Source organism: Ponticaulis profundi (assembly GCF_042659465.1).
Classification (GTDB): Bacteria; Pseudomonadota; Alphaproteobacteria; order Caulobacterales; family Hyphomonadaceae; genus Ponticaulis; species Ponticaulis profundi.
Genome location: NZ_JBHSSW010000009.1, coordinates 127,130 through 150,984, shown reverse-complemented (window position 1 = coordinate 150,984; position 23,855 = coordinate 127,130). Strand labels below are relative to the sequence as shown.

Sequence of the window (23,855 nt, the reverse complement as noted above, 5' to 3'; positions counted from 1 at the left end):
ATCAATTACGGCTCAAACGGCGGCAAATATCGTCCAGCTGTTCGAGATCGCGATATTTGATCTTCAGCTCACCGCCCTTCGCGGTGCTTTTGATATCAACAACAAGCCCCAGTGCACGAGACAGGTCAGCTTCCAGGGCTTCTGTGTCGACATCCTTCTCAGAGGATTTCGAACGAGACGCGCCAGAAAATCTTACAGTCTTTTGTTTTTGCACGAGTTTTTCTGTTTCTCGCACTGACAGCTTCTTGGCAATCACTTCGTCGATAATGGCTTCAGGATCATCAGCGCCAAGCGCTGCGCGCGCGTGACCAGCCGAAATCTCACCCATTTTCAGATGCTCGAGCACAGCTTCTGGCAGTTGCAGAAGACGCATCATATTGGCGACATGCGCCCGGGATTTGCCGACGGCTTCCGCCAGACTTTCCTGCGTCTTGCCGAACCGGTTGATCAGAGACTGATAGCCTTCTGCTTCTTCCAGCGGATTGAGGTTTTCACGCTGAATATTCTCGATCAGGCCAATTTCGAGCAGCTCCACCTCATTGGTTTTGAGAATACGAGCCGGAATCTCTTTCACATCCGCCTGTTTTGCAGCCCGCCAACGGCGCTCACCAGCGATAATCTGGTATTTGTAGCCTTCATCCTCGACTTCACGCACGAGAATCGGCGTCAAAACGCCTTTCGTTCGGATGGATGATGACAATTCGTCGAGTTTGTCTTTGTCAAAATACTTACGCGGCTGGTTCGGGTTGGGCTGGATATCCTTGATCTTCAGGACATCGACTTCCCGTTTCGTGACACTCTCGGCGGCAGAGTCTTCAAAGGACTCATACTCACCGATCAGGGCGGAAAGCCCCTTCCCCAGTCGACTTGATTTCTTTTCGCTCGCCATCAGGCAACTACCAGTTCTTTTTCTCTGTGCAGGAGTTCAGACGCAAGACGGATATAAGCCTCGCTTCCCGTGCATTTATGATCGTAAAGCAGAGCAGGTTTTCCATAACCAGGCGCTTCGGAGAGTTTCACATTACGTGGAATGACCGTGTCATAGACGTAAATCTTCCCGTCCAGCTTTTCGCGTGCTTCCTGCTCTACTTCCGCAGACAGGCGATTGCGGCGGTCAAACATTGTCAGGATGATTCCCTGGATTGTGAGATCCGGATTGAGCCCGTTTTTCACAATCTGAACCGTGCGAAGGAGCTGAGACAGACCCTCCATCGCCAGAAACTCACATTGTAGCGGGACGAGCAGCGAATCAGCAGCAGTCATCGCATTCACTGTCAGTGATGAGAGCGAAGGTGGACAGTCGATGAGAATGATATCGTAAGCGTCATCCCCTGCCCGATCGCGATAAGACCGCAAAGCATTGCGCAGTTTGAAGGATCTTTTCGGATCATCAGCGAGCGCGGTCTCGACACCGGCAAGGTTTTCATCGCCTGGAACAATATCCAGACCAGGCACCAAAGTCGGCATGGTTGCGTTTTCGAGCGGAACATCGTCGACAACGACATCGAAACTGGTCGTTTCGCGTTCGCGTACACCCACACCGAGGCCCGTCGACGCGTTACCCTGCGCATCGAAATCGACGATCAGGACTTTTCGCCCAATCGCAGCCAGAGCCGTACCGAGATTGATAGACGTCGTGGTTTTACCAACGCCGCCCTTTTGGTTCACCACTGCTAGGATTCGCGTTTTAGGCATGGTTGGCTGTGACCTCTGATAATGACAATATTACCCCATCAGATGCGCTCTTGCTGGGGAAAATCTGCATTTTAAAGTTCCAATATTGGTGAGCATCCGTCAATTCATCTGACCACGTTCGCCCCTTCGGAAACACCGCTCTGGTGCCTTTCAGCAACCATTTCTGTGAGTATTTCATCAGGTCTGACAAATCGGCCACAGCACGCGCGGTCACCACATCGACTGTTTCACGTGAAACATCCTCTACCCGCTCATGGCAGATCTCGACAGGAAGCCCAAGTCGTCGCGAAACATGGCGAAGAAACGCACAACGCTTGCCATTGGATTCGACCAGGATGACATGCATGCCGCGAATTTCTGCGGCACAACACGCTAAAACGATCCCGGGAAGGCCTGCGCCACTTCCAATGTCGAGCACAGTTTTTGCCTGCTTCACATGAGGCCAGATCTGCAAACAGTCCAGGATATGCCGGTCCCACAGATACGGAACCTCTTTCGGACCGATCAGATTGTGGGTCTTGCTCCACTCGATCAGAAGGTCGTGATATTTTTCGAGGCGCTCAAATGTTTCACGTGAAACAGTCCATCCGAGTGCTTCGTTTAATTCATCCCGCGTCATGTTTCGGTTCGATCTCCAGCTCAGACGCTTCCCTTTTTCGCATGTGACTCAGCACTGCAAGAATTGCGCTCGGAGTCATACCCTCAATACGCTGCGCTTGCGAGATCGATGACGGACGAATCTGCGATAATTTTTCACGAATTTCGTTTGAGAGACTGCCAATCTTTGAATAGTCGATATCGCTCGGGATCTGACGCTTTTCATCCTTGCGAAGCGTCGCAATGTCGCTCGCCTGGCGTTCCAGATAGCTGGCATAGCGCGCTTCAATCTCGACCTGAGACACATCGGCACTGGCAAATTCGTTGAGTTCCGGCCATTTGTCCGCGAGCCGCTCGGTTGTCACGCCGGAATAGGTCAGCATTTCATAGGCTGTACGACGGCGACCATCCAGTTTGATATCGAAACCAAGATTTCGTGCTTCATTTGGTGTGAGATTTCGCGCCTGAAGGACGTCCCGGACTGCATCAAGGCGTGAAATCTTGTCCGAAAAAGCAGACCAACGCGCGTGTTTGACCAAGCCGGCATCACGCCCCCGCGCTGTCAGACGCTGATCTGCGTTGTCAGCGCGCAAATGGAGACGGTATTCCGCCCGCGACGTGAACATGCGATACGGCTCGGTCACGCCACGCGTGGTCAGATCGTCGATCATCACACCGATATACGCTTCGGCCCGGTCCAGAATAAAGGGTTGTGATGATCCACCGGCTCGCATTGCAGCGTTGACGCCTGCGATCAACCCTTGCGCCGCCGCTTCCTCATAACCCGTGGTGCCGTTGATCTGCCCAGCCAGATACAATCCCGGAAGCGCTTTCACTTCCAGAGCGCGGGAAAGTGAACGCGGATCGACATAGTCATATTCGATGGCATAGCCAGGTTGAAAGATCTCCACCTTTTCGAGACCCGGAATGGTCCGAATAAAGGCTTCCTGAACATCGACCGGCAAAGACGACGAAATGCCGTTTGGATAGACCGTGTCATCGTCCAGTCCTTCTGGTTCCAGAAAGACCTGATGTCGGTCCCGGTCTGCGAACTTGTGAACCTTGTCCTCAATGCTTGGACAATAGCGTGGTCCTCGCCCTTCGATCGCACCAGAATAGACCGCCGACTTGGTAATGTTTTCGGCGATCACTTTGTGTGTGTTTTCATTGGTCCAGGTGATACCACAAGCGACTTGCGGAATCGAAATGCGATCAGTCAGGAAAGAAAATGGGACAGGATCTTCGTCCGCGTGCTGCAGCTCCAACTGATCCCAAGCGATCGTTTTACCGTTCAGACGTGCCGGCGTACCCGTTTTCAGGCGGCCAAGCGGCAATGCGAGCGCCATTAATCGCTTGGAGAGCTCGTTCGAAGGCGCCTCCCCCACACGACCCGCTGGAATCCGCTCGTCACCGCGATGGATGAGGCCACGCAGAAACGTTCCCGTTGTGACAACGACGGATTTTGCGCGAATTCTTTGTCCGGAGGCGCATACAATGCCAGCGACTTCGCCATCTTCCACAATGAGGTCATCCACACCGTCTTCGATGACTGTGAGGTTTTCTGTCTGAGAAATCTCGGCCTGCATGGCTTCACGATAAAGTTTGCGATCTGCCTGAGATCTTGGGCCCTGAACCGCTGGACCTTTTGATCGATTCAACAGGCGGTACTGAATACCTGCCCGATCAGCGACGCGCGCCATAACGCCATCAAAGGCATCGATTTCCCGAACAAGGTGACCTTTTCCGAGACCGCCAATGGCCGGATTACAGGACATCTCGCCAATTTTAGCAGCGATATACGTCACGAGTGCTGTCTTCGCACCGTAACGTGCAGACGCGCATGCGGCTTCCGTTCCGGCGTGACCACCCCCTACAATAATGACGTCATAATCGCTCACGGCGATCACTCCTTTATCCGTGTTTCACGTGAAACATTATTTCCCGACACAAAATCCGGAAAATACCTCGCCGAGGATATCCTCTACATCGACCCGACCTAATATTTGATCAAGGGCTGTCCGCGCAAGTGATAACTCAAAAGCAGCCAGATCAACATCATCATTCTCAGTCAGCAATGCACGCGCGGAGCGTAGAGCGTCGATCGCCTGTTCGATGGCAGACTGATGGCGCCTCCTCACAATGCTCGGCGCTTCAGACAGCGATGTCAGTTCGGCAACGCGATTTGAAAGCTGTGATTTTAGCGCGTCGATGCCCTCTCCCGTCGTCGCAGAGATTTTCACATCAAAAGGTTGATCGGTGTTTCGCGGCAAATCTGCTTTAGTTCCGATCCAGAGATCGATATCCGTTTCCGGCTTTGACGTGTCATCACCGATTTCCGACAGAAAAAGGCGGATATCCGCTTCTGCCGCCCACTTTCTCGCGCGGCGAACGCCCTCTGCTTCAATCGGATCGTCGGTTTCGCGAATTCCGGCCGTGTCTGCGAGAAGCACCGGAACCCCGTTGAGGACCAGGCTCACCTCCAGAACATCTCGTGTTGTTCCCGCAATATCAGAGATGATGGCAGCATCCCGCTCGGCGAGCAGATTCATCAGAGTCGATTTTCCGACATTCGGCGCCCCCATAATGGCAACACGAATACCATCTCTGACGCGCGAGGCCTTTTCTGACCGATCTAATGCCGATGTGAACTCCGTTTCGAGTTCTGACAGGAGATCAAGGACTGGGCCATGTGGCGACTCACCAACATCGCCCTCATCTGAGAAATCGATGCTTGCAGCGAGATAGGCTGACGCCTCAAGTATTTGCTTTCGCCAGGCTTCAATCCGGGAACTCGCATCCCCCGATAAAAATCGAGCGGCTTGCTGCATTTGCTTTGTCGTCGTGGACTCAATGAGATCTGAAATGCCTTCGATCTGGACCAGATCGAGTTTCTCATTTTCGAACGCTCTTTGGGAAAACTCACCGCGCTCAGCTATCCGAAAACCTGGTAACAGGCATGCAAGCCGAAGGACTTCGTCGACCACGGCCAGACTGCCATGGCAATGAAGTTCAATGACGTCTTCACCCGTAAAACTGTCCGGTCCGACAAATCTCAGGATCAGTGCCTGATCGACCCGTTGCTCATCTTCGTCATAGATCCACCGGAGCGCTGACATACGAGGTTCGGGAACAGCGCCGCGACAATAGGTTTTCAGGAAAAGATCTGCTTGAGGACCACTAATCCTTAAAACAGACACTCCCGCCCGGCCCTGGCCAGACGAGAGTGCAATGATCGTATCATTTGAAAGGGACTGGTTCATATGAGCCTGCCCGATGTTTCACGTGAAACAATTGTCTAGTTGTTCATCGACTGGAAGAATTCATCGTTATTCTTTGTCTGACGCAACTTATCGAGCAGGAACTCGATCGCATCGGACGTGCCCATCGGGTTAAGGATGCGGCGCAGAATGTACGCTTTCTTGAGATGTTCAGGCGGCGTGATGAGTTCCTCTTTCCGGGTACCGGATTTGAGAATGTCGATCGCCGGGAAGACGCGTTTGTCCGCAACCTTGCGATCCAGAACGACTTCCGAGTTACCTGTCCCTTTGAATTCCTCAAAGATGACCTCATCCATACGGGATCCGGTTTCGATCAGTGCGGTTGCAATGATCGTCAGAGAACCGCCCTGCTCCAGGTTACGGGCCGCACCGAAGAAACGTTTCGGACGCTGAAGCGCGTTCGCATCCACACCACCGGTCAATACTTTACCCGAAGATGGAACGGTTGTGTTGTATGCACGGCCGAGACGCGTGATGGAGTCGAGCAGAATGACAACGTCGCGGCCATGTTCTGCCAGACGCTTTGCTTTCTCAATCACCATTTCAGCGACTTGCACGTGACGTGAGGCCGGCTCGTCAAAGGTCGAAGAAATAACTTCGCCTTTTACTGTCCGCTTCATGTCCGTCACTTCTTCCGGGCGTTCGTCGATCAGAAGGACGATCAGATAACATTCCGGATGATTGGCTTCGATGCTGGACGCGATGTTCTGGAGCAGAACCGTCTTACCGGTACGTGGCGGCGCAACGATCAGCGCACGCTGACCTTTACCGATTGGCGCCACGATATCGATGACACGACCCGAACGATCCTTTTTCGTCGGATCCTGCGGTTCCATGTGAAGACGCTCTTCCGGATAAAGCGGCGTCAGATTGTCGAAGTGGATCTTATGCTTTGCGTTCTCATGATCTTCAAAGTTGATCCGGGACACGCGAACAAGCGCAAAATAACGCTCGCCATCACGTGGAGAGCGAATTTCGCCTTCCACTGTGTCACCGGTACGAAGACCATAACGTTTGATAAGTTGCGGACTGACGTAAATATCGTCTGGTCCTGGAAGATAGTTGGATTCTGGTGATCGAAGGAAACCGAAACCGTCGGACAACACTTCCATCACACCGGCGCCGAGAATTTCGGTATCCCGTTCGGCCAGTTCTTTCAGGATCGCAAACAGCATATCCTGGGTTCGGAGCGAAGACGCGTTTTCGACTTCGAGAGATTCTGCGTATTCAAGCAGCTCTTTTGGAGCTTTGAGCTTAAGATCGCGTAGCGCGACCTGATTACGGTCAGCTGCTGGTTCTGTCATGACTCACTGCATTCTGGAAATCTGGCAAAGATATTTGCCGATATGAAAACGATTGATTTGAAAATCGTACATGCACCTACGGACGAGGTAACTCTTCAAAGCCACCAAAACGCCGTTGCGTCAAGTCTTTTAGCCTCAGTTTAGGAGAATGGCTGAACGACAACGGCGATGACAGCAATGATCGCAAAGATGAAAGGAAGCTCGTTCAGCATTCTCAGCGTTTTCGCCTTTGGCTGCTTTTCCGTGTGAACTTTCTTGCTCATCCCAACAAACACGCCGTGCATGGCGGAAATTCCGAGCACCATGGCAAGTTTCAGATGCATCCAGCCCTGAGACATGATGCCAGGCCATTGCAAGGCAATAAGCGTCAGACCAAAAACCCAGGTGAGAACCATTGCCGGATTGAGAATGATCATCCGAAGACGGCGAATCGCCTTGTCCATCGTCTGATCGGTCTCACCGCCCGGAACGCTTTCGATCCGATAGACAATCAATCTTGGCAACATCAGCATGCCGGCCATCCAGGCAATGACGCTGATAATGTGAAGTGCGCGGATCCATTCAAACAACATAGGCCTAGCTTCCCAGAGACCGGATATATTCCGTCAGAATTTTCACGTTTTCCGGATTGGCATCCGGCGTAATACCATGCCCCAGATTGAAGATATGCGGACGACCTTCATAGGCCGAAATGATCGATTTCGCCTGGTTCAGCATCTCATCCCCTCCCGCAATCATTGCCAACGGATCGAGATGTCCTTGCACAGGAATGTGCTTTGGAAGCATGTTGTGAATGAAGGATGGCACTTGTCCGGTATCCACACCTACCGCATCAACACCTGTCTCTTCGACATATCGCGGAACCATCGCTCCAGCGCCCCGCGGAAAACCGATGATCGGAACCGAAACACCCTCTTCCTTCAAACGTGACACCAGCTTTCTGGTCGGCTTGATCACGACACGCTCAAAAACCGGCGTCGGGAGATTTTCCGCCCAGCTGTCGAACAGCATGAGCGCATCAACACCAGCTTCAACCTGATTTTTCAGGTAATGCACTGTTATTTCTGTAATTTTTTCTAAAACAGCATCCAAATCCTCTGGACGTGTATAAGACCAGAGTTTCGGATTCTTCTTGTCGGTACCGCCTCGACCTTCAATCGCATAGACAGCGACCGTCCAGGGAGATCCGGCAAAACCAATCAGAGGAAATCCTTTGTCCAGATTTTGCTTCAGACGATCAACCGTCTCCATGACGGGCGACAGGCGATCCAGAATCTTTGGCATTGGAACCAGATCAAGTTCACTGACCTTTTCCAGAGGACGAAGGACAGGACCTTCTCCCTGGAGGAATTGCAGATCACGGTCCATTGCGTCCAGAATCAACAGAATGTCTGCGAACAGAATGGCGGCATCTAGTGGAAACCGTCTCAATGGCTGCAGAGTGGCTTCAACAGAGAGAGATGGCGTGTAGCAGAAATCCAGAAAGTCTTTCGCACGTGTTCTGAGTTCTCGATACTCAGGCAGGTAGCGCCCGGCCTGTCTCATCAGCCATACCGGAGGTCTTTCCGGTATTTCCCCTTTCACGGTTTTGATGAAGAGAGAGCTTTCAGCACCCGCCATGCCCTTATCCTTATATAATGAATCTTATTGATTATGATTTTCTAACCCGGGGTTTGAGTTAAGAAATCATTAAGACTTTGATTGCCGGCTTTTTCCCACAAGGGTTTCCACATGTCATCCACAGACAACGCCTATTTTCAACTGGCTGAAAAGCCGCAGAGTCTCAAGGTTTAAGGCGTTAACCATTTGTTAAGCTCCACATGCAGACGACAAAGCGAGAACAATTGCGAGAGAATTTTCCCCTTGTGAATTGCATTGTGGATTACGAATAAGAGTATAAACCATCCACATATTATCCACATGTCCTGTGGAAGAATGGGTAGAGATCATTGGCGGACGGCTCAAAAAGAAAGCTCCAGGTTTATTTCAACGTACATCTTGTTTCGGACGCGACCGGCGAAACGCTGAACGCTGTGATGCGTGCGGCCTGTGCCCAGTTCGAAAACGTGATGCCGCTCGAACATAACTACTATCTCGTCCGATCTCCACGTCAGTTGGACCGTGTTCTACAGGAAATCGACTCTGCCCCCGGAATTGTGTGGTTTACAATTTCCGATGACGCCCTGCGCACCAAGCTTGAGAACCATTGTCGGTCCAAGGGTCACCCGGTTCTGCCGATCCTCGATTCATCCGTAAACATGCTGAGCCGGCATTTGGGACTGCCGGCAAGCGAACGGACGGCTGCTCAGCATTCGCTCAACGAAGAATATTTCGAGCGGATGGAAGCCATCAACTATACGCTTGCTCATGATGATGGGGCCGGGACGGATAATCTCAGAAATGCAGATGTCATCCTGGTTGGGGTGAGCCGCACGTCAAAGACTCCGACATGCGTTTATCTTGCAAACCGCGGTGTGAAAGCGGCGAATGTGCCGCTGGTGCCGGGTGTTCCTCCGCCAAAACAGCTTCTGGAACTGGATGGCAAAAGACCGCTTGTTGTTGCGCTGAAAGTCTCTCCCGACCGCCTGGTTCAGATCCGGCAGCAACGACTTCTGTCGCTGAATGAAACCGCGCTTTCCAGCTATGCCGATGATGATCAGGTGAAGGCGGAAATTGCCAAAGCAAACCGATTGTTCGCACAGCAGAAATGGCGAACGCTTGACGTGTCGCGCCGAAGTGTTGAGGAAACAGCAGCTGCTATTCTCAATTTGCTTCGTGAAGAATCCTGATGACGCTTAAACTTACGCTCGCTTCCGGAAGCCGCATTCGAGCGGATCTGCTTCGAAACGCTGGTCTCGATTTTGAGATCAAGAAATCTCAGGTCGATGAAGACAGTCTGAAAGAGTCCATGCGGGCGGAAGGTCTGTCTCCGAAAGAGCAGGCTGAATTTCTGGCTGAAATGAAATCCTGCCGCGTCTCTGCGCAGACCAAAGGTCTGGTTATCGGCGCAGATCAGATGATGTCACTCGACGGTCAGGGTTTTGATAAACCTGCAAACCGCGAAGAAGCCTTTGAAAGGCTGAAACAATTTTCCGGGAAGGCTCATCATCTGGAAAGCGCGATCGTGATTGCGCAGGATGGAAAACCCGTCTGGCGCCATGTGAACCGTCCGAAACTGACCATGCGCCCGTTAAGCGATGCCTTTATCGAGGATTATCTCGATCGGATTGGTGATGCAGCCTTTGAAAGTGTTGGCGCGTACCAGCTCGAAGGTCTGGGCGTTCAGCTGTTCAACCGGATCGATGGGGATTACTTTTCCATCCTCGGATTGCCGCTGATAGAGCTTTTGTCCTTCCTGCGAGATCGCGGAGATCTTCCTGAATGAGCTTTGACGGACAACCCGCGCTCTATGGGGTGATCGGACATCCGGTAAAACACTCTCTGTCGCCGCGAATTCACGAATTCTGGTATGAAAAACATCAGAAACATGCGCGCTATCTGGCGCTGGATCTGCTCGAGGCATCTCCGACCGAAGACATTCGAGCACTTGGTCGTGCAGGATTTTCCGGCTTGAATGTCACCCTGCCCCATAAACTCTCGGCGCTTGAAGCTGCGGCGGACATTTCAGACGCTGCGATGAAAATTGGCGCAGCGAACACACTTCGGAATGTTCAGACTGATCAGGTGTCTCCTGCCTGGTTTGCCGACAATACCGATTGGAGCGGATTTCTCTGGTCGCTGGATCGCTGGATTCCTGACCTTCCGGAAAAAGCGCTTCTGATTGGTGCCGGCGGCGCTGCCCGCGCTGTTGCCTATGCGCTTGGTCAGCGGGGCGTGAGACTTTCCATTCTGAACCGCACGCCTGAAAAAGCACGTGCGCTGGCCGATCATATGAATCTCTTTGTGGATGAGATTTCGACGCTTGATCAGATCGAGGTTCTGGCTGGAAACTTTCCGCTGGTGATCAACACGGTCAGCCTGGGTCATTCGGGCGGTCGCATCGAGCTACCAACCACGAATTCTGGCTATTTCATTGATATCAGCTATGGCGCCGCGGCATCAGAAACGCTCAATGCGGCGCAAGCATCTGGCTGGAAGACAGAAGACGGGCTTCCCATGCTGGTGGGTCAGGCGGCTGATGCCTTCAACATCTGGTTTGAAGAAACGCCGGATCGTGAAGCAGCCCTGAAAGCCTGTCGCGATTGGACACGCTGAGGGTCTGAAATCAAACACAGGCGTTGGATTTTCTGTGCAGAGCCCGTACATCTTGGGCAAAACAAGAAATAGGCGGGGTAGACGCAGGTGTTAACGCTCGGATTGACCGGCTCGATTGGCATGGGGAAAAGTGCAACAGCGAGTATGTTTCGCGATGAAGGCATTCCCGTTTACGACGCTGATGCTGCTGTCCACGCCATATATGAACCGGGCGGTCTGGCCGTCGAGCCACTCTCAAAGGTCTTTCCGGATGTTATCGTAGAAGACCGGGTTGATCGCACGCGTCTGCGCGAACGGGTTCTGAACGATCCGGGCGCTATGAAACAGCTTGAATCCATCGTTCATCCACTTGTTGGTCAAACCCAGATCGATTTTCGCAAGACAGCGAAAAGCGATGGCGCAGACATGATTGTGCTTGATATTCCTCTGCTTTTTGAAACAGGCGGCGATGCACGCGTTGATTACACCATCGTGGTTTCTGCGACGGCTGAGGAACAGCGAAAGCGGGTTCTGGGACGGGACGGCATGACAGAAGATGCGTTTGAGAAGATTCTGGCGAAGCAATTGCCAGATGCTGAAAAACGCGCCCGTGCAGATTTTGTGATCAACTCCCGGATTGACCTTGAGTATGCAAGAGAACAGGTAAAAGCTCTCATTTCAGCATTACGACGCACACTTTAGGGAAACATCGCCATGCGCGAGATCATGTTCGACGTCGAGACCACAGGTCTCTTTCACGATCAGGGTGACCGCATTATCGAAGTTGGCGCCGTGGAAGTGAAAAACTTCATGCCAACCGGCGAAACCTTCCAGTCCTATGTCGATCCGGGTCGGTCTGTTTCTGAGGAAACGATCAAGATTACCGGTATTACCGACGACATGCTGGTCGGGCAGCCGAAATTTGAAGATCCCGAGATTGCTGACAAACTGCTCGAATTCATCGGCGATGCACGGATTGTCGCGCACAACGCCAAATTTGACCGCGGCTTTCTGAATATGGAGCTGAAAAAAGCGGGTCGGCGACCCATTCCGGATGATCGCTGGCTCGACTCTGCTGCAATGGCGCGATCCAAGTTTCCAGGATCACCGGTTTCGCTGGATGCACTTTGCAAACGGTTCAACGTCAATGCCGAGGCGCGGACCTTTCACGGGGCTCTGCTCGACTCTCAGCTTCTCGCCGAAGTGTATCTGGAACTGAATGGTGGTCGTCACCGCAGTTTTTCATTCGATGCGCGCGAAGACGATGGCATGGATGGTGGAAAACGCCGCGCCGCAAAACAGCGGCCTTCACCGCTGAAAAGTCTGATCACGGCCGACGAAATTTTCCGTCATCGCGCATTTATCGACGATCTGGACGCACCATCTCGCTGGTTTGAGCGTTCGCTTCAGGAAGACGCCTGATTCACCTGTTCATTATAAAGTCCTGCAAAATCAACAGGATCGATCAATAGGGGTGGGAAGCCGCCCTCTCTGGTGATGTCTGCGATCACCCGTCTTGCGAATGGAAAGAGCAATCTCGGACATTCGATCATCAGGATCGGTTCTACATGGGCTTCTGGTGCGCCGCTCACATCGAAAATACCAGCATAAACGAGCTCAATCTCGAATATGGTTTCGTCCTGGACATGCGCCCGCGCCATCAGCTTGATGTTGGTTTCATAGGTATGAGGCCCGCCTTGAACAGCTGTTGCCCCAACATCAATTCCAAGTTCGATGTTTGGCTGACTTGGCAAACCGGCGGCCTGTACGCCATCCTTGCTGTCGAAGGACACCGATTTAGCGTATTGCGCGAGCACACGAATGTTTGGAAGCGGTGGTTCGGACGGCTGGGAATCACTTGGCATGTTCAAGAGGCCTCTTTCTTGCGTGTACGGAACGAGCGATAAATGTCATTCAAAAGCTGAACTTTTTCAAAACCTGCCTATATGTAGGCTGAAGTCAAATAGTCAGAGGACGCGATAAACACACGATGGTCGAAATTTTACTTCTCGCTGCTGTCGCGATTTTTATTTTCGCCCGTCTGTTTTCCACGATCGGAAAGCAGAAAGGCGCGCCTCCGCCTGCTTTTCGCCGGGATGAACAAGCAGAGCAACGTCCGCAGCCAGTCCATGTTGTGCGCAATCCTGATGAAGTCGACGAGGAAGATGATTCGATCAGCGGAATCGGTCAGATTTCCCGCATCGATCCGTCCTTCAATCAGAGAGAATTCCTGCAAGGTGCCCGTGGCGCTTACGAGATGATCGTCAAAGCTTTCGCAGATGGTGACCGGTCTTCACTGAAAAACCTTCTGAATGACGACATCTATCAGGACTATGACAGCGCGCTGAAACAGCGCGAAGAGTCTGGTGAAGAGCCGCTGGAGCTGATGCGTTTGAAGAATGCTGCGATAGAATCGGGCGATGTGCGCGGATCCATGGCCGAAGTGACGGTTCTTTTTGAAGCAGAGCTTACAAATGGCGATCGGATCAGCGATACAAAGGAACTCTGGACCTTTGAACGCGACACCAAAAGCAGGAACCCGAATTGGAAACTCTCCGACGTGTCAGCTGCCTGATTTCGGCGCTCGCACTCCTCAGTGCGTGTGAACCGAAGGACAAGCCGGAACCAATTCCTGATCCGAGCGAGGCGACGCCCGTTCCGGAAGATACAAGCGAACCGCAGACAGAACTGTTCTCGCGGACATTCGTTGCGTTTTCTGATCTGACATCTTGGCCGCAGACTGACATTTCACCTGCCTTCAAGGCGATGAAGAAGAGCTGCACCGTCATTATGGGCCGTGATGCAGAAGCACCTGTTTCCGTTGATGCGCCTTATGGCGGGACGGTTGGTGACTGGAAGCCTGCCTGTTCCGTCCTTGAAAAATACGAAGATGTTGGCGAATTGCATCGCTTCTTTGAAGACTATTTCTTCGCTTATGAAATCGTCACCGCAGAGCCAATCAACAAGCTCACCGGATATTATGAGCCGGAATTACAGGTGGCCGCCGAACCGACGGAGTCGTTGTCTGAGCCGATTCCTGCGCGACCGGATGATCTGATTGAAGCGCGTTTGGGCGATTTCGAACCCGAATATGGCAACAAGAAAATCTGGGGTCAGGTCCGAAACGGCAAGCTGGTGCTTTATCCGGAGCGCGCTGATATCGAAACATTGCCGAAAAATGCGATTGCCTATGCAGATCCGGCAGACATGTTTTTCCTTCAAATTCAAGGATCTGGTCGTCTGACCTTCCCCGATGGACGCGTGATGCGTGCAGGCTTTGATGCACACAATCATCGCCCCTTCGGATCACTTGCCAATCACCTCATTCAGAAAGGCGAGATCGAAAGATCAGAAGCCAGCATGCAGGGAATAAGGGCCTGGATGGAAAAGGTTGGGCCAGAACGCGCGCGCGAAGCGATGAATATAAATCCCCGCTTCGTGTTCTTCCGCGCCAGCGACATCGAAGATCCCGAAGAAGGTCCGCAAGGGGCAGCTGGTTTGCCGCTGACGCCGATGGGAAGTCTTGCCGTCGATTTGCAGCACCATCCGCTTGGTGTGCCATTTTTCATCGAAACGGAAATCCCGAATGCCGGGGCGAACTGGCAAGGTGAAGAAACCAGCCTTTTGCTGATTTCGCAGGATACCGGCGGTGCGATCAAAGGCGTTAAGCGGGGCGATATTTTCTTTGGTTGGGGCGATGAGGCCGGAACGCGCGCGGGGCGTATGAATTATCCGGGCCGGTTCATCGTTTTTCTTCCGCAGGAACTCGCCGAAAGTGACGAGGCCTCATGACGCGTCGCCATCTCACACCGAAAGAGCATCGCATGTGGATGCGGGTTCAGAAGACGATCAAGCCCATGGAGGAGGCACAAGCCCGCGCGACGCCGACCGATGAGCCCAAGCTGGATGAGCAAACAATCCCGCTGGGTCCGAGCCGCCAACCGACTGTTACATCTCCACAAAAACGTGGACGCGGATCAGCAACGCCAGATGATCTTGCGCGCCTGGCCGGTGGGTTTTCACCGTCGCCGAGCACAGGCATTCCATCAAAGCCAACGCGTCCACATGCTATAAAAGGTGAACCAGCAAATCGGGGGCAGGAAAAGCGCGTGCGCCGCGGGCGTGTACCCTTTGGTTCTACGCTGGATCTGCACGGACATACGCAGGATACCGGGCGTTCAACGCTTTTGAGTTTTCTGTCCTTTCACCGGGGGTCTGGTGAAACCAGCGTGCTGGTGATTACCGGCAAAGGTAAGGATGGACAGGGCATTCTTCGCCGTCGCTTTCTGGAATGGCTCGCCGAACCGGATTTTCGCGGCCATGTTTCCGGCTATGCGCGAGCAAATCAGAAGCATGGCGGCGATGGCGCGTTTTACGTGTTTCTGCGGCGCCTTGGCGCCTAGCGCGAGCGCTTGTTATTCTTTCGGCCTGGACGCCTTTTCGACCAGACCGGATATGCCTTCCCGTTTGGCGAGCTCTTCAGCGATCTGATCAAGGGAAACGCCGCGGCTTCGAAGCGCCACAAGCAAATGGTAGATGACATCAGCCGTCTCTGCGATGACTTCGTCATCTGACTGGCTGGTCAGAGCGATCGCAAGTTCGACAGCTTCCTCGCCCATCTTCTTGGCGGTCTTGCTCGGACCTTTTTTCAGCAGTTTCGCTGTATAGGATGCTTCGGAATCTCCGGCATCCGCGCGGTTATCAATGGTTTCAGCGAGATGCTTCAGAACCGCGGCGAAGTTTTCTTCAGACCCAAGTTTCATGTGAAACACTCCTATCGATCCAGCCGGACGGCGAGACCTGCTTCCTTCATTGCGCGCTTTGCGTCGAGAATATCAATTTCACCAAAGTGGAAAATCGAAGCGGCGAGCACGGCTGTTGCTCCGGTTTTCTTGATGCCTTCAATGAGGTGATCAATCGTACCCGCGCCACCGGACGCAATCACCGGAACAGAGGTGACATCGACGATTTTCTTCGTCAGTTCGATATCATAGCCGGATTTGGTGCCATCCTTATCCATGGATGTGAGCAGAATTTCGCCGGCTCCGCGTTCGCTGGCCTCACGCGCATACTCGACCGCATCAATACCGGTCGGCCGTTTCCCGCCATGGGTATAAATCTCCCATTTTCCGGGAGTCGTCTGGCGGGCATCAATGGCGACCACAACACACTGGCGGCCGACCCGGTTTGCACATTCCCCGATGATGGCGGGGTTCGCAACGGCGGCAGAATTGATACCGACCTTGTCAGCGCCTGCGCGCAGGAGGCGGATCATGTCATCTGGTGTTCGGACACCGCCGCCAACTGTGAGCGGAATGAAGCAATTACGCGCGGTTTCGCGTACAATATCCAGCATCGTGCCTCGCCCCTCTTCGGAGGCAGAGATATCGAGAAAACAAAGCTCATCAGCGCCGTGTTCGCTGTAAGCTTTGGCAAGTGCGACGGGATCACCCGCGTCTTTCAGATCAACAAAGTTCACACCTTTTACGGTGCGGCCTTCTTTGACATCCAGACAGGGAATGACGCGCAGTTTCAGCATGAGGCAAGTTCCAGAGCTTCACTTGGAATGATGTCACCATCATAAAGGGCCCGGCCGAGAATAGCGCCGGAAATCGGAGCGCCACTTTCTCTTAAGTCCTTGATATCCTGAGAGGACTTTACACCGCCGGACGCAATGACAGGAATGGAAACGGATTTTGCCATGTCGGCGGTCAGATCGACATTCACGCCGGTTTTCAGACCGTCCCGCCCGATATCTGTGACGATGATCGCTGCGACGCCCGAGTCTTCAAACGCTTTGGCCAGATCGAGCGCGTCGAGATCGGATACTTCAGCCCAGCCTTCGACGGCGACCATGCCGTTTCGCGCATCAATGCCGACAGCAATCTTGCCAGGGAAGTCGCGCGCAACAGATTTGACGAAGTCCGGGTCGCGCACGGCAATCGTACCAAGAATGAGCCTTGAAATCCCGGCATCGAGCCAGGCTTCAACATGTTCGCGTTTGCGAATGCCACCGCCCAGTTGAACGGGCATGGATACTGTCTTCAGAATGTTCGCAACGGATTCGCGGTTTTCGCTCTGTCCGGCAAACGCGCCATCAAGATCGACCACGTGCAGATATTTGAACCCCATATCCTCAAAGGCTTTGGCCTGATCAGCCGGAGACTGGCTGAATACGGTCGCCTGATCCATATCGCCCTGGATAAGCCGGACGCACTGGCCCTGTTTGAGATCGATCGCGGGATAAAGGGTAAAACTCATGGGTTCCAGCTAATCCAGTTTTTGAGAAGGCGCAGCCCGGTGGCCTGGCTGATTTCCGGGTGGAATTGCGATCCAACCAGCGTATCGCGACCAATCGCGGCGGTAATCGTGCCGCCATAATCGGTTGTCAGAAGCAAATCTGAACTGCTTTCCGGCCGGTAGTGATAAGAGTGGACGAAATAGGCGTGATCGCCATCTTCAATTCCATCCAGAACAGGGTGGTTAGAATGGACGATCAATTCGTTCCAGCCCATATGCGGGATGGGCAGACCTGCGCTGGTTGGGATGGCATCGACCTTACCGGGAATCCAGCCAAGGCCTTCGGTCTTACCGTCTTCAAGTCCGATGTCTGCCATTAACTGCATGCCGACGCAGATGCCGAGCGTTGGTCGTGCCTTGGTGCGGCAGGCTTCGTTCAACGCATCGATCATCCCGTCTGGTTTGAACAGTCCATCACGGCAGTCACGAAAATGGCCAACACCTGGAATCACAATGCGATCAGCCGCCAGAACATGCTCTGGTCGGTCCGTCACCTGCACGTCAAATGACAGTCCGGTATCGCGCAAGGCAACTTCCAAAGCCCGTTCAACGGATGGAATATTTCCTGCACCATAATCGATAAGGACAATGGTCGGCATGAAGAGGTACTTTCACCGCAAATCGTATTTACAGTGATCCCTTAGTGGACAGAGCCTGTCCTGCAAAGACCGGATCGGGCGCAACCGCCAGACGGAGAGATCTCGCCAGGGCTTTATAGCAACTCTCGATAATGTGGTGGCAGTTTTCGCCGTAGATATTTTCTACATGAATACAACCGCCTGAGTTCATGGCGAAGGCCTGGAACCATTCCTTGAAGAGTTCTGTGTCCATGTCGCCGATTTTGTCCCGGGAAAAGTCAACTTTCCAGATCAGATAGGGGCGATTGCACAGATCAATGGCCGCCCGGCTGAGCGTTTCGTCCATCGGGACATAGCTGTGGCCAAAGCGGGAAATGCCTTTGAAATCACCAAGCGCCTTTGCAACCGCCTGGCCCATGACAATACCGGTGTCCTCGACCGTGTGGTGCATGTCGACATGCAGATCGCCAACCGTTTTGATCGTGAAATCCATGGCTGAGTGCTTGGTAAAGCTTTCCAGCATATGATCGAAGAAACCGATACCGGTTTCGATCTTGGACTGACCCGATCCGTCGAGTGTGACCTCAACCTCGATCTGGGTTTCCTTGGTTTCTCGAACGACTTTGGCGCTGCGTGCAGTCTGACTCATAGGTTAAGGACTCATTTTCCAGATTTGGTGGAACATGTAACGCGATATTCACTGATTTCTAAATAAATTCTCATACTGATTACCTGATGAACTGAAAATGAGTTCGGTTCCGGTACCGTTTCGGGGTTAGAATGGCAGGTCGGAAGACGCCAAAGCGTAAAAAGAGTTGGAGTCTTCGCACGTCCTTTATGGTGTTTGTGTGTGGGCTGATTCTGCTTGCGTCTGTCATATTCACCGCCGCAAATGTCTATTACGACCAGATGAATATGCGCCGCGACGTCGAAGTCATGGCGCAGCGCAATGTGGCCGCTTATGCCAAATATCTCGAACGTATGTTGCAGGATCGGGAGGCCGATGATGGCAGGCTGATCATGCCGGTTGTCGAGAGCGTTTCGAATATTGCAGCCTTTCAGGCGCTGGACGCGGACCTTCAGCCTGTTTTTGACAAAGCGATCGAGACTGAGGGCGGCGAGCAGGTTCGCCGCGCTGTTGAGCGTGCGGCCGAAACATCTGAAACGGTTCAGTACATGGTATCCGACGGCGCGGTGATTGCGCGCCCGATCTGGAACAATGGACGACGTGTTGGCGTGATTGGCCTGAAAATTCCAATGACCGCCTCCGTTTTCAACTGGACCAAGACGATTATCTGGAGCCTGGGAACGGCCTGTCTGGTGTGTGCGCTCGCGATTCCGATTGCGGCCTATCAGATCCACCGCGTGACAGATCCACTGCGGCGCCTGACAGATTTTGCATCCAGCATGAATGCCAATCAGCTTTCATCCCGTATCGATGTGAACGCCGGAAATGAGTTCGATACGCTCGGTGAAGCCTTCAACTCGATGATGTCCCGCATGGATGTCACGCTTCGTCAGATCCAGCGCCTCGCCTTTGTCGACTCTGTGACGGATTTGCCGAACCGCGAGCATTTCCTGCGTCATTTGAACCGGGCCCTTCGCGCGCGCGCTGACGATTGCTTTGCCGCTGTCATCATTCTGAATGTGGATCGCTTTCGCTGGGTCAATGAAACCCTTGGACCGGAAAAGGGTGACGAAGCGCTCTCCCTGATCGGGATGCGTATCCGCAAGGCGCTTAACAGTGCTGATAAAACCGTCCGTCTCATGGATGCGGGCTCGCAGCCTTCCGTCGTGGCGCGCCTTGGCGGTGATGAGTTTGCTGTTCTGGTACCGAACATTGATGCGAAATCAGACATTACCCGTCTGATGCAACTGATCATTTCTTCCATGCGCCAACCGCTGGAAATTGGGGGGCAGGCGATTACGCTTGGTCTTTCCGGCGGAATTGCACTTGCGCCGATCCATGGAGTGAAGAGCGAGGATCTGATCAAGAACGCTGATCTAGCGCTGAAGGAAGCGCGCCGCGCAGGTCGTGGAAAAGCACGCTTTTATTCAACCAAGCTCAACAAGATCGCGATGGACCGCCTTCATCTGGAAGCGGATCTGCGCCGCGCGATCGAGCGCGAAGAATTTATTCCCTACTTTCAGCCGAAAATCGATTTCTGTACGGGACAGATTTCCGGCGCCGAGGCGCTTGTGCGCTGGCAGCGCGCGGATGGTGACCTCATTTCGCCAGGCATCTTCATTCCGATGGCAGAGCAACTCGGTCTGATCTCGCGTATTGGCGAATGTGTTCTGCGTCAGTCCTGTGAGCAGGCGACGAGCTGGATGAAAGCCGGTCATGACTGCAAAGTCGCGGTAAATGTCTCGCCGCTTCAGTTTGAAGAAGCAGATTTTGCTGAAAAAGTCCTGTCGGCGCTTCGAGATGCGGGCTTGCCGCCAGGTCGTCTGGAACTGGAAATCACGGAAACCATGGCGGTTGCGGATACCGAGCGCGTATCAGAGATCATGCGTCCGCTTCGCGCGATGGGCGTGCGATTGGCGATTGATGACTTCGGTGCGGGCCACTCCAACCTTGTCACGCTGACCAAGCTTCCATTCGACGTCTTCAAGATCGACCAGCAATTCGTCAGCGCACTTCATTCGGACAAGCAGGCTCCGGCCGTGATCGAGATGATTCTCGCAATGGCCGAAACCATGGGGCTCGAAACTGTTGCCGAAGGCGTGGAAACGCCTGCGCAAAGTGATTTCCTTCGCCGCCGCGGTTGCACGCTGGCACAGGGCTATCTCTATTCGAAGCCATTGCCGCCTGAAGAATTTACGACCTTCCTTCAGGAATGGAGACCATTTGGTGAAGTGGTGGATGAGACCTTCCTTCAGCGTTTGACAGGAACGAAGTAATTCGGCGGCCATGCGCAAATGGCTTGCGATTTTCAACCCGCATCGCCAAATAGCTCGCATGACAACGCATGCTACACACGAAAATGATGGCAAATGGCGCGCAACGACCATTCTTGCCGTTCGCAAAAACGGGAAACTCGCTCTGATCGGTGATGGCCAGGTTTCACTTGGCAACACCGTTATGAAAGGCAATGCACGAAAGGTGCGTCAGCTGATTCCGGGCAAGGTGCTGTCTGGCTTTGCGGGTGCGACCGCTGACGCCTTCACGCTGTTTGAGCGTCTGGAGCAAAAGCTCGAGCGTTATCCCGATCAGCTCCAGCGTGCTGCTGTCGAGCTTGCCAAGGATTGGCGCACCGAAAAATACCTCCAGAAGCTGGAAGCCATGCTGATCGTTGCCGACTCAAACGTTACGCTGCTGATTTCCGGTCAGGGCGATGTGATTGAGCCGGAGCATCATGTTCTGGGCATCGGCTCTGGCGGTCATTATGCAGTCGCAGCTGCGCGCGGCCTCTATGAGTATGAAGAAGATGCTGAAGTGATTGCGCGTCGCGCGATGGAAATCGCATCTGACATCTGTGTTTTCACGAATTCGAGCTTCACTCTGGAAGTGTTAGACAGTGGATCGTGACAAGCTTCGCGCTGCCGTAGAGGCGAACATCATCACCGCTGACCAGGCGAAACGCATGGAAGAGAGCTTCCGGTCGCCTGGTGATGGTGAAGGTGAAAACGAATCTCTGCGGTTTTTGTCCAATCTGAACGACATTTTTCTCAGCGTCGGCCTGGTGCTTCTGTTTCTTGGCCTGATTGCGGCAGCGTCCATTCTGAGTTTTGGCGCGGTTACCTATAAGCATTTGACGGTGACCATCTGTATTCCGCTTGCTGTTATTGCGTGGGCACTATCGGAGTATTTCTGCGCGCGACGCCGCATGCTCCTACCGAGCATTGTTCTGGCGAGTTTATTCACCTTGTTCGTTGGTGTGGCCGCGTTTGCCTTGTCGGCCTGGATCCAGATCGAAGGCACGACGACCAATGCTCTGAACGGCTTTTCACAAGGTCAGGGCACAATTGAAGACACAGCGCGTGCGCTGTCTTCAGATACGCGCTCCAGCCTGCTCATCACCTGCGGGGCATCCTTTCTCGCAGCGTTTCTTTTTTATCTGCGATTTCGATTGCCTTTCACCATGATGCTGATGGCAATCAATGTGACATCAGCAGCGTTTCTGATCGCCTTCGGCTATGAAACCCTGCTGCTTTGCGGTGTGCTGTGTCTGCTTGCGGCGATTGCTTTCGATGCGCGCGATCCGCAGCGGACGACCCGTATTTCCGATAATGGATTCTGGCTGCATGTCGCAGCCGCCCCTCAGCTTGTTTATGGCCTGCGAGGTCTTCTGGATTTGCAGGGGACATCGGGCTCAATGGCGATGGTCAGCCTGCTCGCTGGACTTGCGGTTCTTTCGATCCTGCTGAACCGGCGCGCGCTCATTCTGTCCGGTCTGATCAGCTTCGGTTTTGCGGTCTGGTCCCTCTTTCAGGTGTTCGGCGATTCAGCCCTGATGAAGATTGCAGGCCCGCTGCTTTTCCTTGGCGGACTGATCGTTTTGCTGGGCGGTGGTTGGCGAACCGCTCGTCGCATCCTACTTCTACCCTTCCCTTCGACCGGTATTTGGTCACGAATTTTCCCACCGGAGCCCCGATTGAATGTCTGAGTATTCCCCGCGTGAAATTGTTTCTGAACTCGATCGCCACATTATTGGCCAGAAAGATGCCAAACGAGCGGTCGCTATTGCGCTGCGCAATCGCTGGCGTCGCAAGCAGGTCGAAGAAGGCCTGAGAGAAGAAATCACACCGAAGAATATTCTGATGATCGGTCCGACGGGTGTCGGTAAAACCGAGATTTCGCGTCGCCTGGCGAAGCTGGCGAATGCGCCCTTCATCAAGATCGAAGCGACCAAGTTTACAGAGGTCGGCTATGTCGGTCGCGATGTCGAACAGATTGTACGCGATCTGGTGGAATCTGCGATTGGCATGATCAAGGATCGCCGCCGGCAGGAAATCCGCGCGCGTGCCGAAAAAGCAGCTGAAGAACGCGTGCTGGATGCGCTGGTCGGACAGACGGCCCAGGCGTCAACGCGGGAAAGCTTCCGCCAGAAGCTCAAATCCGGCGAGCTGGATGATCGCGATATTGATCTGGAGCTGGCTGATACATCCAATCCGATGGACATGATGGAATTGCCGGGCGGTGGTGGCTCGATGGGCATGCTGAATCTGGGCGATTTGTTCGGTAAAGCCATGGGTGGCCGTACCAAGCGGGTCCGGATGAAGGTGGCAGACGCTTATGCGCCGCTGCTGACAGAGGAAAGTGACAAACTCCTGGACGAGGAAGTCATCGTTCGCGAAGCCGTCAAAGCCGTCGAGGAAGATGGCATCGTGTTTCTGGATGAGATCGATAAGGTTGCAGCGCGTTCAGAGCGCGGCGGCGCGGATGTCTCCCGCGAAGGCGTTCAGCGTGACCTTCTGCCATTGATCGAGGGGACCACGGTCTCTACGAAACGTGGCCCGGTGAAGACCGACCATATTCTCTTCATCGCGTCAGGTGCGTTCCATGTTGCCAAGCCAAGCGATCTTTTGCCGGAACTGCAGGGCCGCCTGCCAATCCGTGTTGAGCTAAAAGCGCTGACCCGTGAAGAATTCCGCCGCATTCTGACGGAGCCGGAAGCCAGCCTGATCAAACAGTACACGGCGCTGATGGCCGCGGAGAATGTCACGCTTGAGTTCACCGATGATGCGATTGATGCGCTGGCCACGCTGGCTGAGCGCGTGAATGAAAGCGTTGAGAATATTGGGGCGCGTCGTCTGCAGACGGTGATGGAACGCCTGCTCGATGATATTTCCTTCACAGCGCCAGACCGGTCTGGAGAGACCATCACCATCACGGCGGAAAATGTGGAGAAACAAGTCGGCGATCTCGCGCAGGATGCCGACCTCTCCAAGTACATTCTCTAGGA

Annotated in this window: 26 protein-coding genes; 12 read left to right on the top strand and 14 right to left on the bottom strand. The window is 53.5% G+C overall.

From position 1 onward, the window contains the following. Position 1: 1 nt before the first annotated feature. The 8 genes from ACFQDM_RS08245 to hemE all read right to left on the bottom strand — a co-directional run bounded on the left by ACFQDM_RS08245 (position 2) and on the right by hemE (position 8,494). Complete coding sequence (locus ACFQDM_RS08245) at positions 2–889, bottom strand: ParB/RepB/Spo0J family partition protein (RefSeq protein WP_377377901.1); 888 nt, start codon at positions 887–889, stop codon at positions 2–4. After that, positions 889–1,695: a ParA family protein gene (locus ACFQDM_RS08240; protein WP_377377899.1), complete on the bottom strand. Its 807-nt coding sequence runs from the start codon at positions 1,693–1,695 to the stop codon at positions 889–891. Before ACFQDM_RS08240 ends, ACFQDM_RS08245 begins: the two co-directional genes overlap by 1 nt. After that, a complete protein-coding gene (gene rsmG / locus ACFQDM_RS08235) occupies positions 1,688–2,314 on the bottom strand; it encodes a 16S rRNA (guanine(527)-N(7))-methyltransferase RsmG (RefSeq protein ID WP_377377896.1) in 627 nt (208 codons plus the stop codon). Before rsmG ends, ACFQDM_RS08240 begins: the two co-directional genes overlap by 8 nt. Then, the gene (gene mnmG, locus ACFQDM_RS08230; RefSeq protein ID WP_377377893.1) at positions 2,301–4,199 is read right to left on the bottom strand and encodes a tRNA uridine-5-carboxymethylaminomethyl(34) synthesis enzyme MnmG; all 1,899 of its coding nucleotides are present in this window, start codon (positions 4,197–4,199) and stop codon (positions 2,301–2,303) included. The genes rsmG and mnmG overlap by 14 nt, the downstream gene beginning before the upstream one ends. A gap of 27 nt (positions 4,200–4,226) precedes the next feature. After that, positions 4,227–5,552, bottom strand: coding sequence for a tRNA uridine-5-carboxymethylaminomethyl(34) synthesis GTPase MnmE (gene mnmE / locus ACFQDM_RS08225; protein WP_377377890.1), 1,326 nt, complete (start codon positions 5,550–5,552; stop codon positions 4,227–4,229). A 35-nt stretch (positions 5,553–5,587) separates the two neighbouring features. Continuing rightward, complete coding sequence (gene rho / locus ACFQDM_RS08220) at positions 5,588–6,874, bottom strand: transcription termination factor Rho (RefSeq protein WP_377377887.1); 1,287 nt, start codon at positions 6,872–6,874, stop codon at positions 5,588–5,590. Between the two features lie 140 nt (positions 6,875–7,014). Continuing rightward, on the bottom strand, positions 7,015–7,446 hold the full coding sequence (locus tag ACFQDM_RS08215; RefSeq protein ID WP_377377884.1) for a CopD family protein: 432 nt from the start codon (positions 7,444–7,446) through the stop codon (positions 7,015–7,017). Between the two features lie 4 nt (positions 7,447–7,450). Beyond that, a complete protein-coding gene (gene hemE, locus ACFQDM_RS08210) occupies positions 7,451–8,494 on the bottom strand; it encodes a uroporphyrinogen decarboxylase (RefSeq protein ID WP_377377882.1) in 1,044 nt (347 codons plus the stop codon). 329 nt (positions 8,495–8,823) lie between these two features. Here hemE and ACFQDM_RS08205 point away from each other — a divergent pair, with 329 nt between their 5' ends. The 5 genes from ACFQDM_RS08205 (at position 8,824) to dnaQ (ending at position 12,490) form a co-directional block, all read left to right on the top strand. After that, positions 8,824–9,663, top strand: a complete 840-nt coding sequence (locus tag ACFQDM_RS08205) for a pyruvate, water dikinase regulatory protein (protein WP_377377878.1) — start codon at positions 8,824–8,826, stop codon at positions 9,661–9,663. Further along, positions 9,663–10,259, top strand: coding sequence for a Maf family protein (locus tag ACFQDM_RS08200; protein ID WP_377377875.1), 597 nt, complete (start codon positions 9,663–9,665; stop codon positions 10,257–10,259). The genes ACFQDM_RS08205 and ACFQDM_RS08200 overlap by 1 nt, the downstream gene beginning before the upstream one ends. Beyond that, positions 10,256–11,089 carry a shikimate dehydrogenase family protein gene (locus tag ACFQDM_RS08195; RefSeq protein ID WP_377377872.1) on the top strand — a complete coding sequence of 278 codons (834 nt, stop codon included), beginning with the start codon at positions 10,256–10,258 and terminating at the stop codon, positions 11,087–11,089. The genes ACFQDM_RS08200 and ACFQDM_RS08195 overlap by 4 nt, the downstream gene beginning before the upstream one ends. 87 nt (positions 11,090–11,176) lie before the next feature. Continuing rightward, entirely contained in the window at positions 11,177–11,770 is a 594-nt protein-coding gene (gene coaE, locus ACFQDM_RS08190; protein ID WP_377377870.1) for a dephospho-CoA kinase, read from the top strand. Between the two features lie 12 nt (positions 11,771–11,782). After that, positions 11,783–12,490, top strand: coding sequence for a DNA polymerase III subunit epsilon (dnaQ, locus tag ACFQDM_RS08185; RefSeq protein WP_377377867.1), 708 nt, complete (start codon positions 11,783–11,785; stop codon positions 12,488–12,490). Here the strand turns inward: dnaQ and secB are convergent. Beyond that, positions 12,475–12,933 (bottom strand): protein-export chaperone SecB, encoded by a 459-nt coding sequence (secB, locus tag ACFQDM_RS08180; RefSeq protein WP_377377864.1) that lies wholly within the window; start codon positions 12,931–12,933, stop codon positions 12,475–12,477. The two genes, dnaQ and secB, sit on opposite strands and share 16 nt — an antisense overlap. Before the next feature lie 125 nt (positions 12,934–13,058). On the opposite strand from secB, the gene ACFQDM_RS08175 reads away from it, so the two are divergent. Genes ACFQDM_RS08175 through ACFQDM_RS08165 form a run of 3 tightly spaced genes read left to right on the top strand, consistent with a single transcriptional unit; the run spans position 13,059 to position 15,471 of the window. Then, a complete protein-coding gene (locus ACFQDM_RS08175) occupies positions 13,059–13,643 on the top strand; it encodes a Tim44/TimA family putative adaptor protein (protein WP_377377861.1) in 585 nt (194 codons plus the stop codon). Then, positions 13,613–14,860, top strand: coding sequence for a murein transglycosylase A (gene mltA, locus ACFQDM_RS08170; protein WP_377377858.1), 1,248 nt, complete (start codon positions 13,613–13,615; stop codon positions 14,858–14,860). Before ACFQDM_RS08175 ends, mltA begins: the two co-directional genes overlap by 31 nt. Next, complete coding sequence (locus ACFQDM_RS08165; protein WP_377377856.1) at positions 14,857–15,471, top strand: Smr/MutS family protein; 615 nt, start codon at positions 14,857–14,859, stop codon at positions 15,469–15,471. The genes mltA and ACFQDM_RS08165 overlap by 4 nt, the downstream gene beginning before the upstream one ends. Before the next feature lie 12 nt (positions 15,472–15,483). Here the strand turns inward: ACFQDM_RS08165 and ACFQDM_RS08160 are convergent, their stop codons facing one another. From ACFQDM_RS08160 to hisB, 5 genes are read right to left on the bottom strand one after another with little or no spacing between them, the layout of a single operon-like run. Further along, positions 15,484–15,831, bottom strand: a complete 348-nt coding sequence (locus tag ACFQDM_RS08160) for a phosphoribosyl-ATP diphosphatase (protein WP_377377853.1) — start codon at positions 15,829–15,831, stop codon at positions 15,484–15,486. An 11-nt stretch (positions 15,832–15,842) separates the two neighbouring features. After that, entirely contained in the window at positions 15,843–16,607 is a 765-nt protein-coding gene (gene hisF, locus ACFQDM_RS08155; RefSeq protein WP_377377851.1) for an imidazole glycerol phosphate synthase subunit HisF, read from the bottom strand. Beyond that, the gene (hisA, locus tag ACFQDM_RS08150; protein WP_377377849.1) at positions 16,601–17,329 is read right to left on the bottom strand and encodes a 1-(5-phosphoribosyl)-5-[(5-phosphoribosylamino)methylideneamino]imidazole-4-carboxamide isomerase; all 729 of its coding nucleotides are present in this window, start codon (positions 17,327–17,329) and stop codon (positions 16,601–16,603) included. The genes hisF and hisA overlap by 7 nt, the downstream gene beginning before the upstream one ends. Then, positions 17,326–17,967 (bottom strand): imidazole glycerol phosphate synthase subunit HisH, encoded by a 642-nt coding sequence (gene hisH, locus ACFQDM_RS08145; RefSeq protein WP_377377846.1) that lies wholly within the window; start codon positions 17,965–17,967, stop codon positions 17,326–17,328. The genes hisA and hisH overlap by 4 nt, the downstream gene beginning before the upstream one ends. Positions 17,968–17,995: 28 nt before the next feature. After that, the gene (gene hisB, locus ACFQDM_RS08140; RefSeq protein WP_377377843.1) at positions 17,996–18,595 is read right to left on the bottom strand and encodes an imidazoleglycerol-phosphate dehydratase HisB; all 600 of its coding nucleotides are present in this window, start codon (positions 18,593–18,595) and stop codon (positions 17,996–17,998) included. 131 nt (positions 18,596–18,726) lie between these two features. Here hisB and ACFQDM_RS08135 point away from each other — a divergent pair, with 131 nt between their 5' ends. From ACFQDM_RS08135 to hslU, 4 genes are read left to right on the top strand one after another with little or no spacing between them, the layout of a single operon-like run. Beyond that, positions 18,727–20,850: a putative bifunctional diguanylate cyclase/phosphodiesterase gene (locus ACFQDM_RS08135; RefSeq protein WP_377377840.1), complete on the top strand. Its 2,124-nt coding sequence runs from the start codon at positions 18,727–18,729 to the stop codon at positions 20,848–20,850. Positions 20,851–20,908: 58 nt separating this feature from the next. Beyond that, the gene (gene hslV / locus ACFQDM_RS08130; RefSeq protein WP_377377837.1) at positions 20,909–21,478 is read left to right on the top strand and encodes an ATP-dependent protease subunit HslV; all 570 of its coding nucleotides are present in this window, start codon (positions 20,909–20,911) and stop codon (positions 21,476–21,478) included. Next, on the top strand, positions 21,468–22,556 hold the full coding sequence (locus ACFQDM_RS08125; protein ID WP_377377835.1) for a hypothetical protein: 1,089 nt from the start codon (positions 21,468–21,470) through the stop codon (positions 22,554–22,556). The genes hslV and ACFQDM_RS08125 overlap by 11 nt, the downstream gene beginning before the upstream one ends. Continuing rightward, positions 22,549–23,853, top strand: a complete 1,305-nt coding sequence (hslU, locus tag ACFQDM_RS08120; RefSeq protein ID WP_377377832.1) for an ATP-dependent protease ATPase subunit HslU — start codon at positions 22,549–22,551, stop codon at positions 23,851–23,853. The genes ACFQDM_RS08125 and hslU overlap by 8 nt, the downstream gene beginning before the upstream one ends. Positions 23,854–23,855 lie beyond the last annotated feature (2 nt).

What these genes read in the sequence shown, in the direction of transcription:
- rho (WP_377377887.1), bottom strand. Translation starts at nt 6,874, where the DNA reads ATGACAGAACCAGCAGCTGACCGTAATCAGGTCGCGCTACGCGATCTT.
- ACFQDM_RS08200 (WP_377377875.1), top strand. Translation starts at nt 9,663, where the DNA reads ATGACGCTTAAACTTACGCTCGCTTCCGGAAGCCGCATTCGAGCGGAT.
- hslV (WP_377377837.1), top strand. Translation starts at nt 20,909, where the DNA reads ATGACAACGCATGCTACACACGAAAATGATGGCAAATGGCGCGCAACG.
- hemE (WP_377377882.1), bottom strand. Translation starts at nt 8,494, where the DNA reads ATGGCGGGTGCTGAAAGCTCTCTCTTCATCAAAACCGTGAAAGGGGAA.
- hisH (WP_377377846.1), bottom strand. Translation starts at nt 17,967, where the DNA reads ATGCCGACCATTGTCCTTATCGATTATGGTGCAGGAAATATTCCATCC.
- ACFQDM_RS08160 (WP_377377853.1), bottom strand. Translation starts at nt 15,831, where the DNA reads ATGAAACTTGGGTCTGAAGAAAACTTCGCCGCGGTTCTGAAGCATCTC.
- hslU (WP_377377832.1), top strand. Translation starts at nt 22,549, where the DNA reads ATGTCTGAGTATTCCCCGCGTGAAATTGTTTCTGAACTCGATCGCCAC.
- ACFQDM_RS08240 (WP_377377899.1), bottom strand. Translation starts at nt 1,695, where the DNA reads ATGCCTAAAACGCGAATCCTAGCAGTGGTGAACCAAAAGGGCGGCGTT.
- hisB (WP_377377843.1), bottom strand. Translation starts at nt 18,595, where the DNA reads ATGAGTCAGACTGCACGCAGCGCCAAAGTCGTTCGAGAAACCAAGGAA.
- ACFQDM_RS08195 (WP_377377872.1), top strand. Translation starts at nt 10,256, where the DNA reads ATGAGCTTTGACGGACAACCCGCGCTCTATGGGGTGATCGGACATCCG.
- rsmG (WP_377377896.1), bottom strand. Translation starts at nt 2,314, where the DNA reads ATGACGCGGGATGAATTAAACGAAGCACTCGGATGGACTGTTTCACGT.
- hisF (WP_377377851.1), bottom strand. Translation starts at nt 16,607, where the DNA reads ATGCTGAAACTGCGCGTCATTCCCTGTCTGGATGTCAAAGAAGGCCGC.
- hisA (WP_377377849.1), bottom strand. Translation starts at nt 17,329, where the DNA reads ATGAGTTTTACCCTTTATCCCGCGATCGATCTCAAACAGGGCCAGTGC.
- ACFQDM_RS08215 (WP_377377884.1), bottom strand. Translation starts at nt 7,446, where the DNA reads ATGTTGTTTGAATGGATCCGCGCACTTCACATTATCAGCGTCATTGCC.
- ACFQDM_RS08165 (WP_377377856.1), top strand. Translation starts at nt 14,857, where the DNA reads ATGACGCGTCGCCATCTCACACCGAAAGAGCATCGCATGTGGATGCGG.
- dnaQ (WP_377377867.1), top strand. Translation starts at nt 11,783, where the DNA reads ATGCGCGAGATCATGTTCGACGTCGAGACCACAGGTCTCTTTCACGAT.
- ACFQDM_RS08175 (WP_377377861.1), top strand. Translation starts at nt 13,059, where the DNA reads ATGGTCGAAATTTTACTTCTCGCTGCTGTCGCGATTTTTATTTTCGCC.
- ACFQDM_RS08245 (WP_377377901.1), bottom strand. Translation starts at nt 889, where the DNA reads ATGGCGAGCGAAAAGAAATCAAGTCGACTGGGGAAGGGGCTTTCCGCC.
- secB (WP_377377864.1), bottom strand. Translation starts at nt 12,933, where the DNA reads ATGCCAAGTGATTCCCAGCCGTCCGAACCACCGCTTCCAAACATTCGT.
- ACFQDM_RS08135 (WP_377377840.1), top strand. Translation starts at nt 18,727, where the DNA reads ATGGCAGGTCGGAAGACGCCAAAGCGTAAAAAGAGTTGGAGTCTTCGC.
- mnmE (WP_377377890.1), bottom strand. Translation starts at nt 5,552, where the DNA reads ATGAACCAGTCCCTTTCAAATGATACGATCATTGCACTCTCGTCTGGC.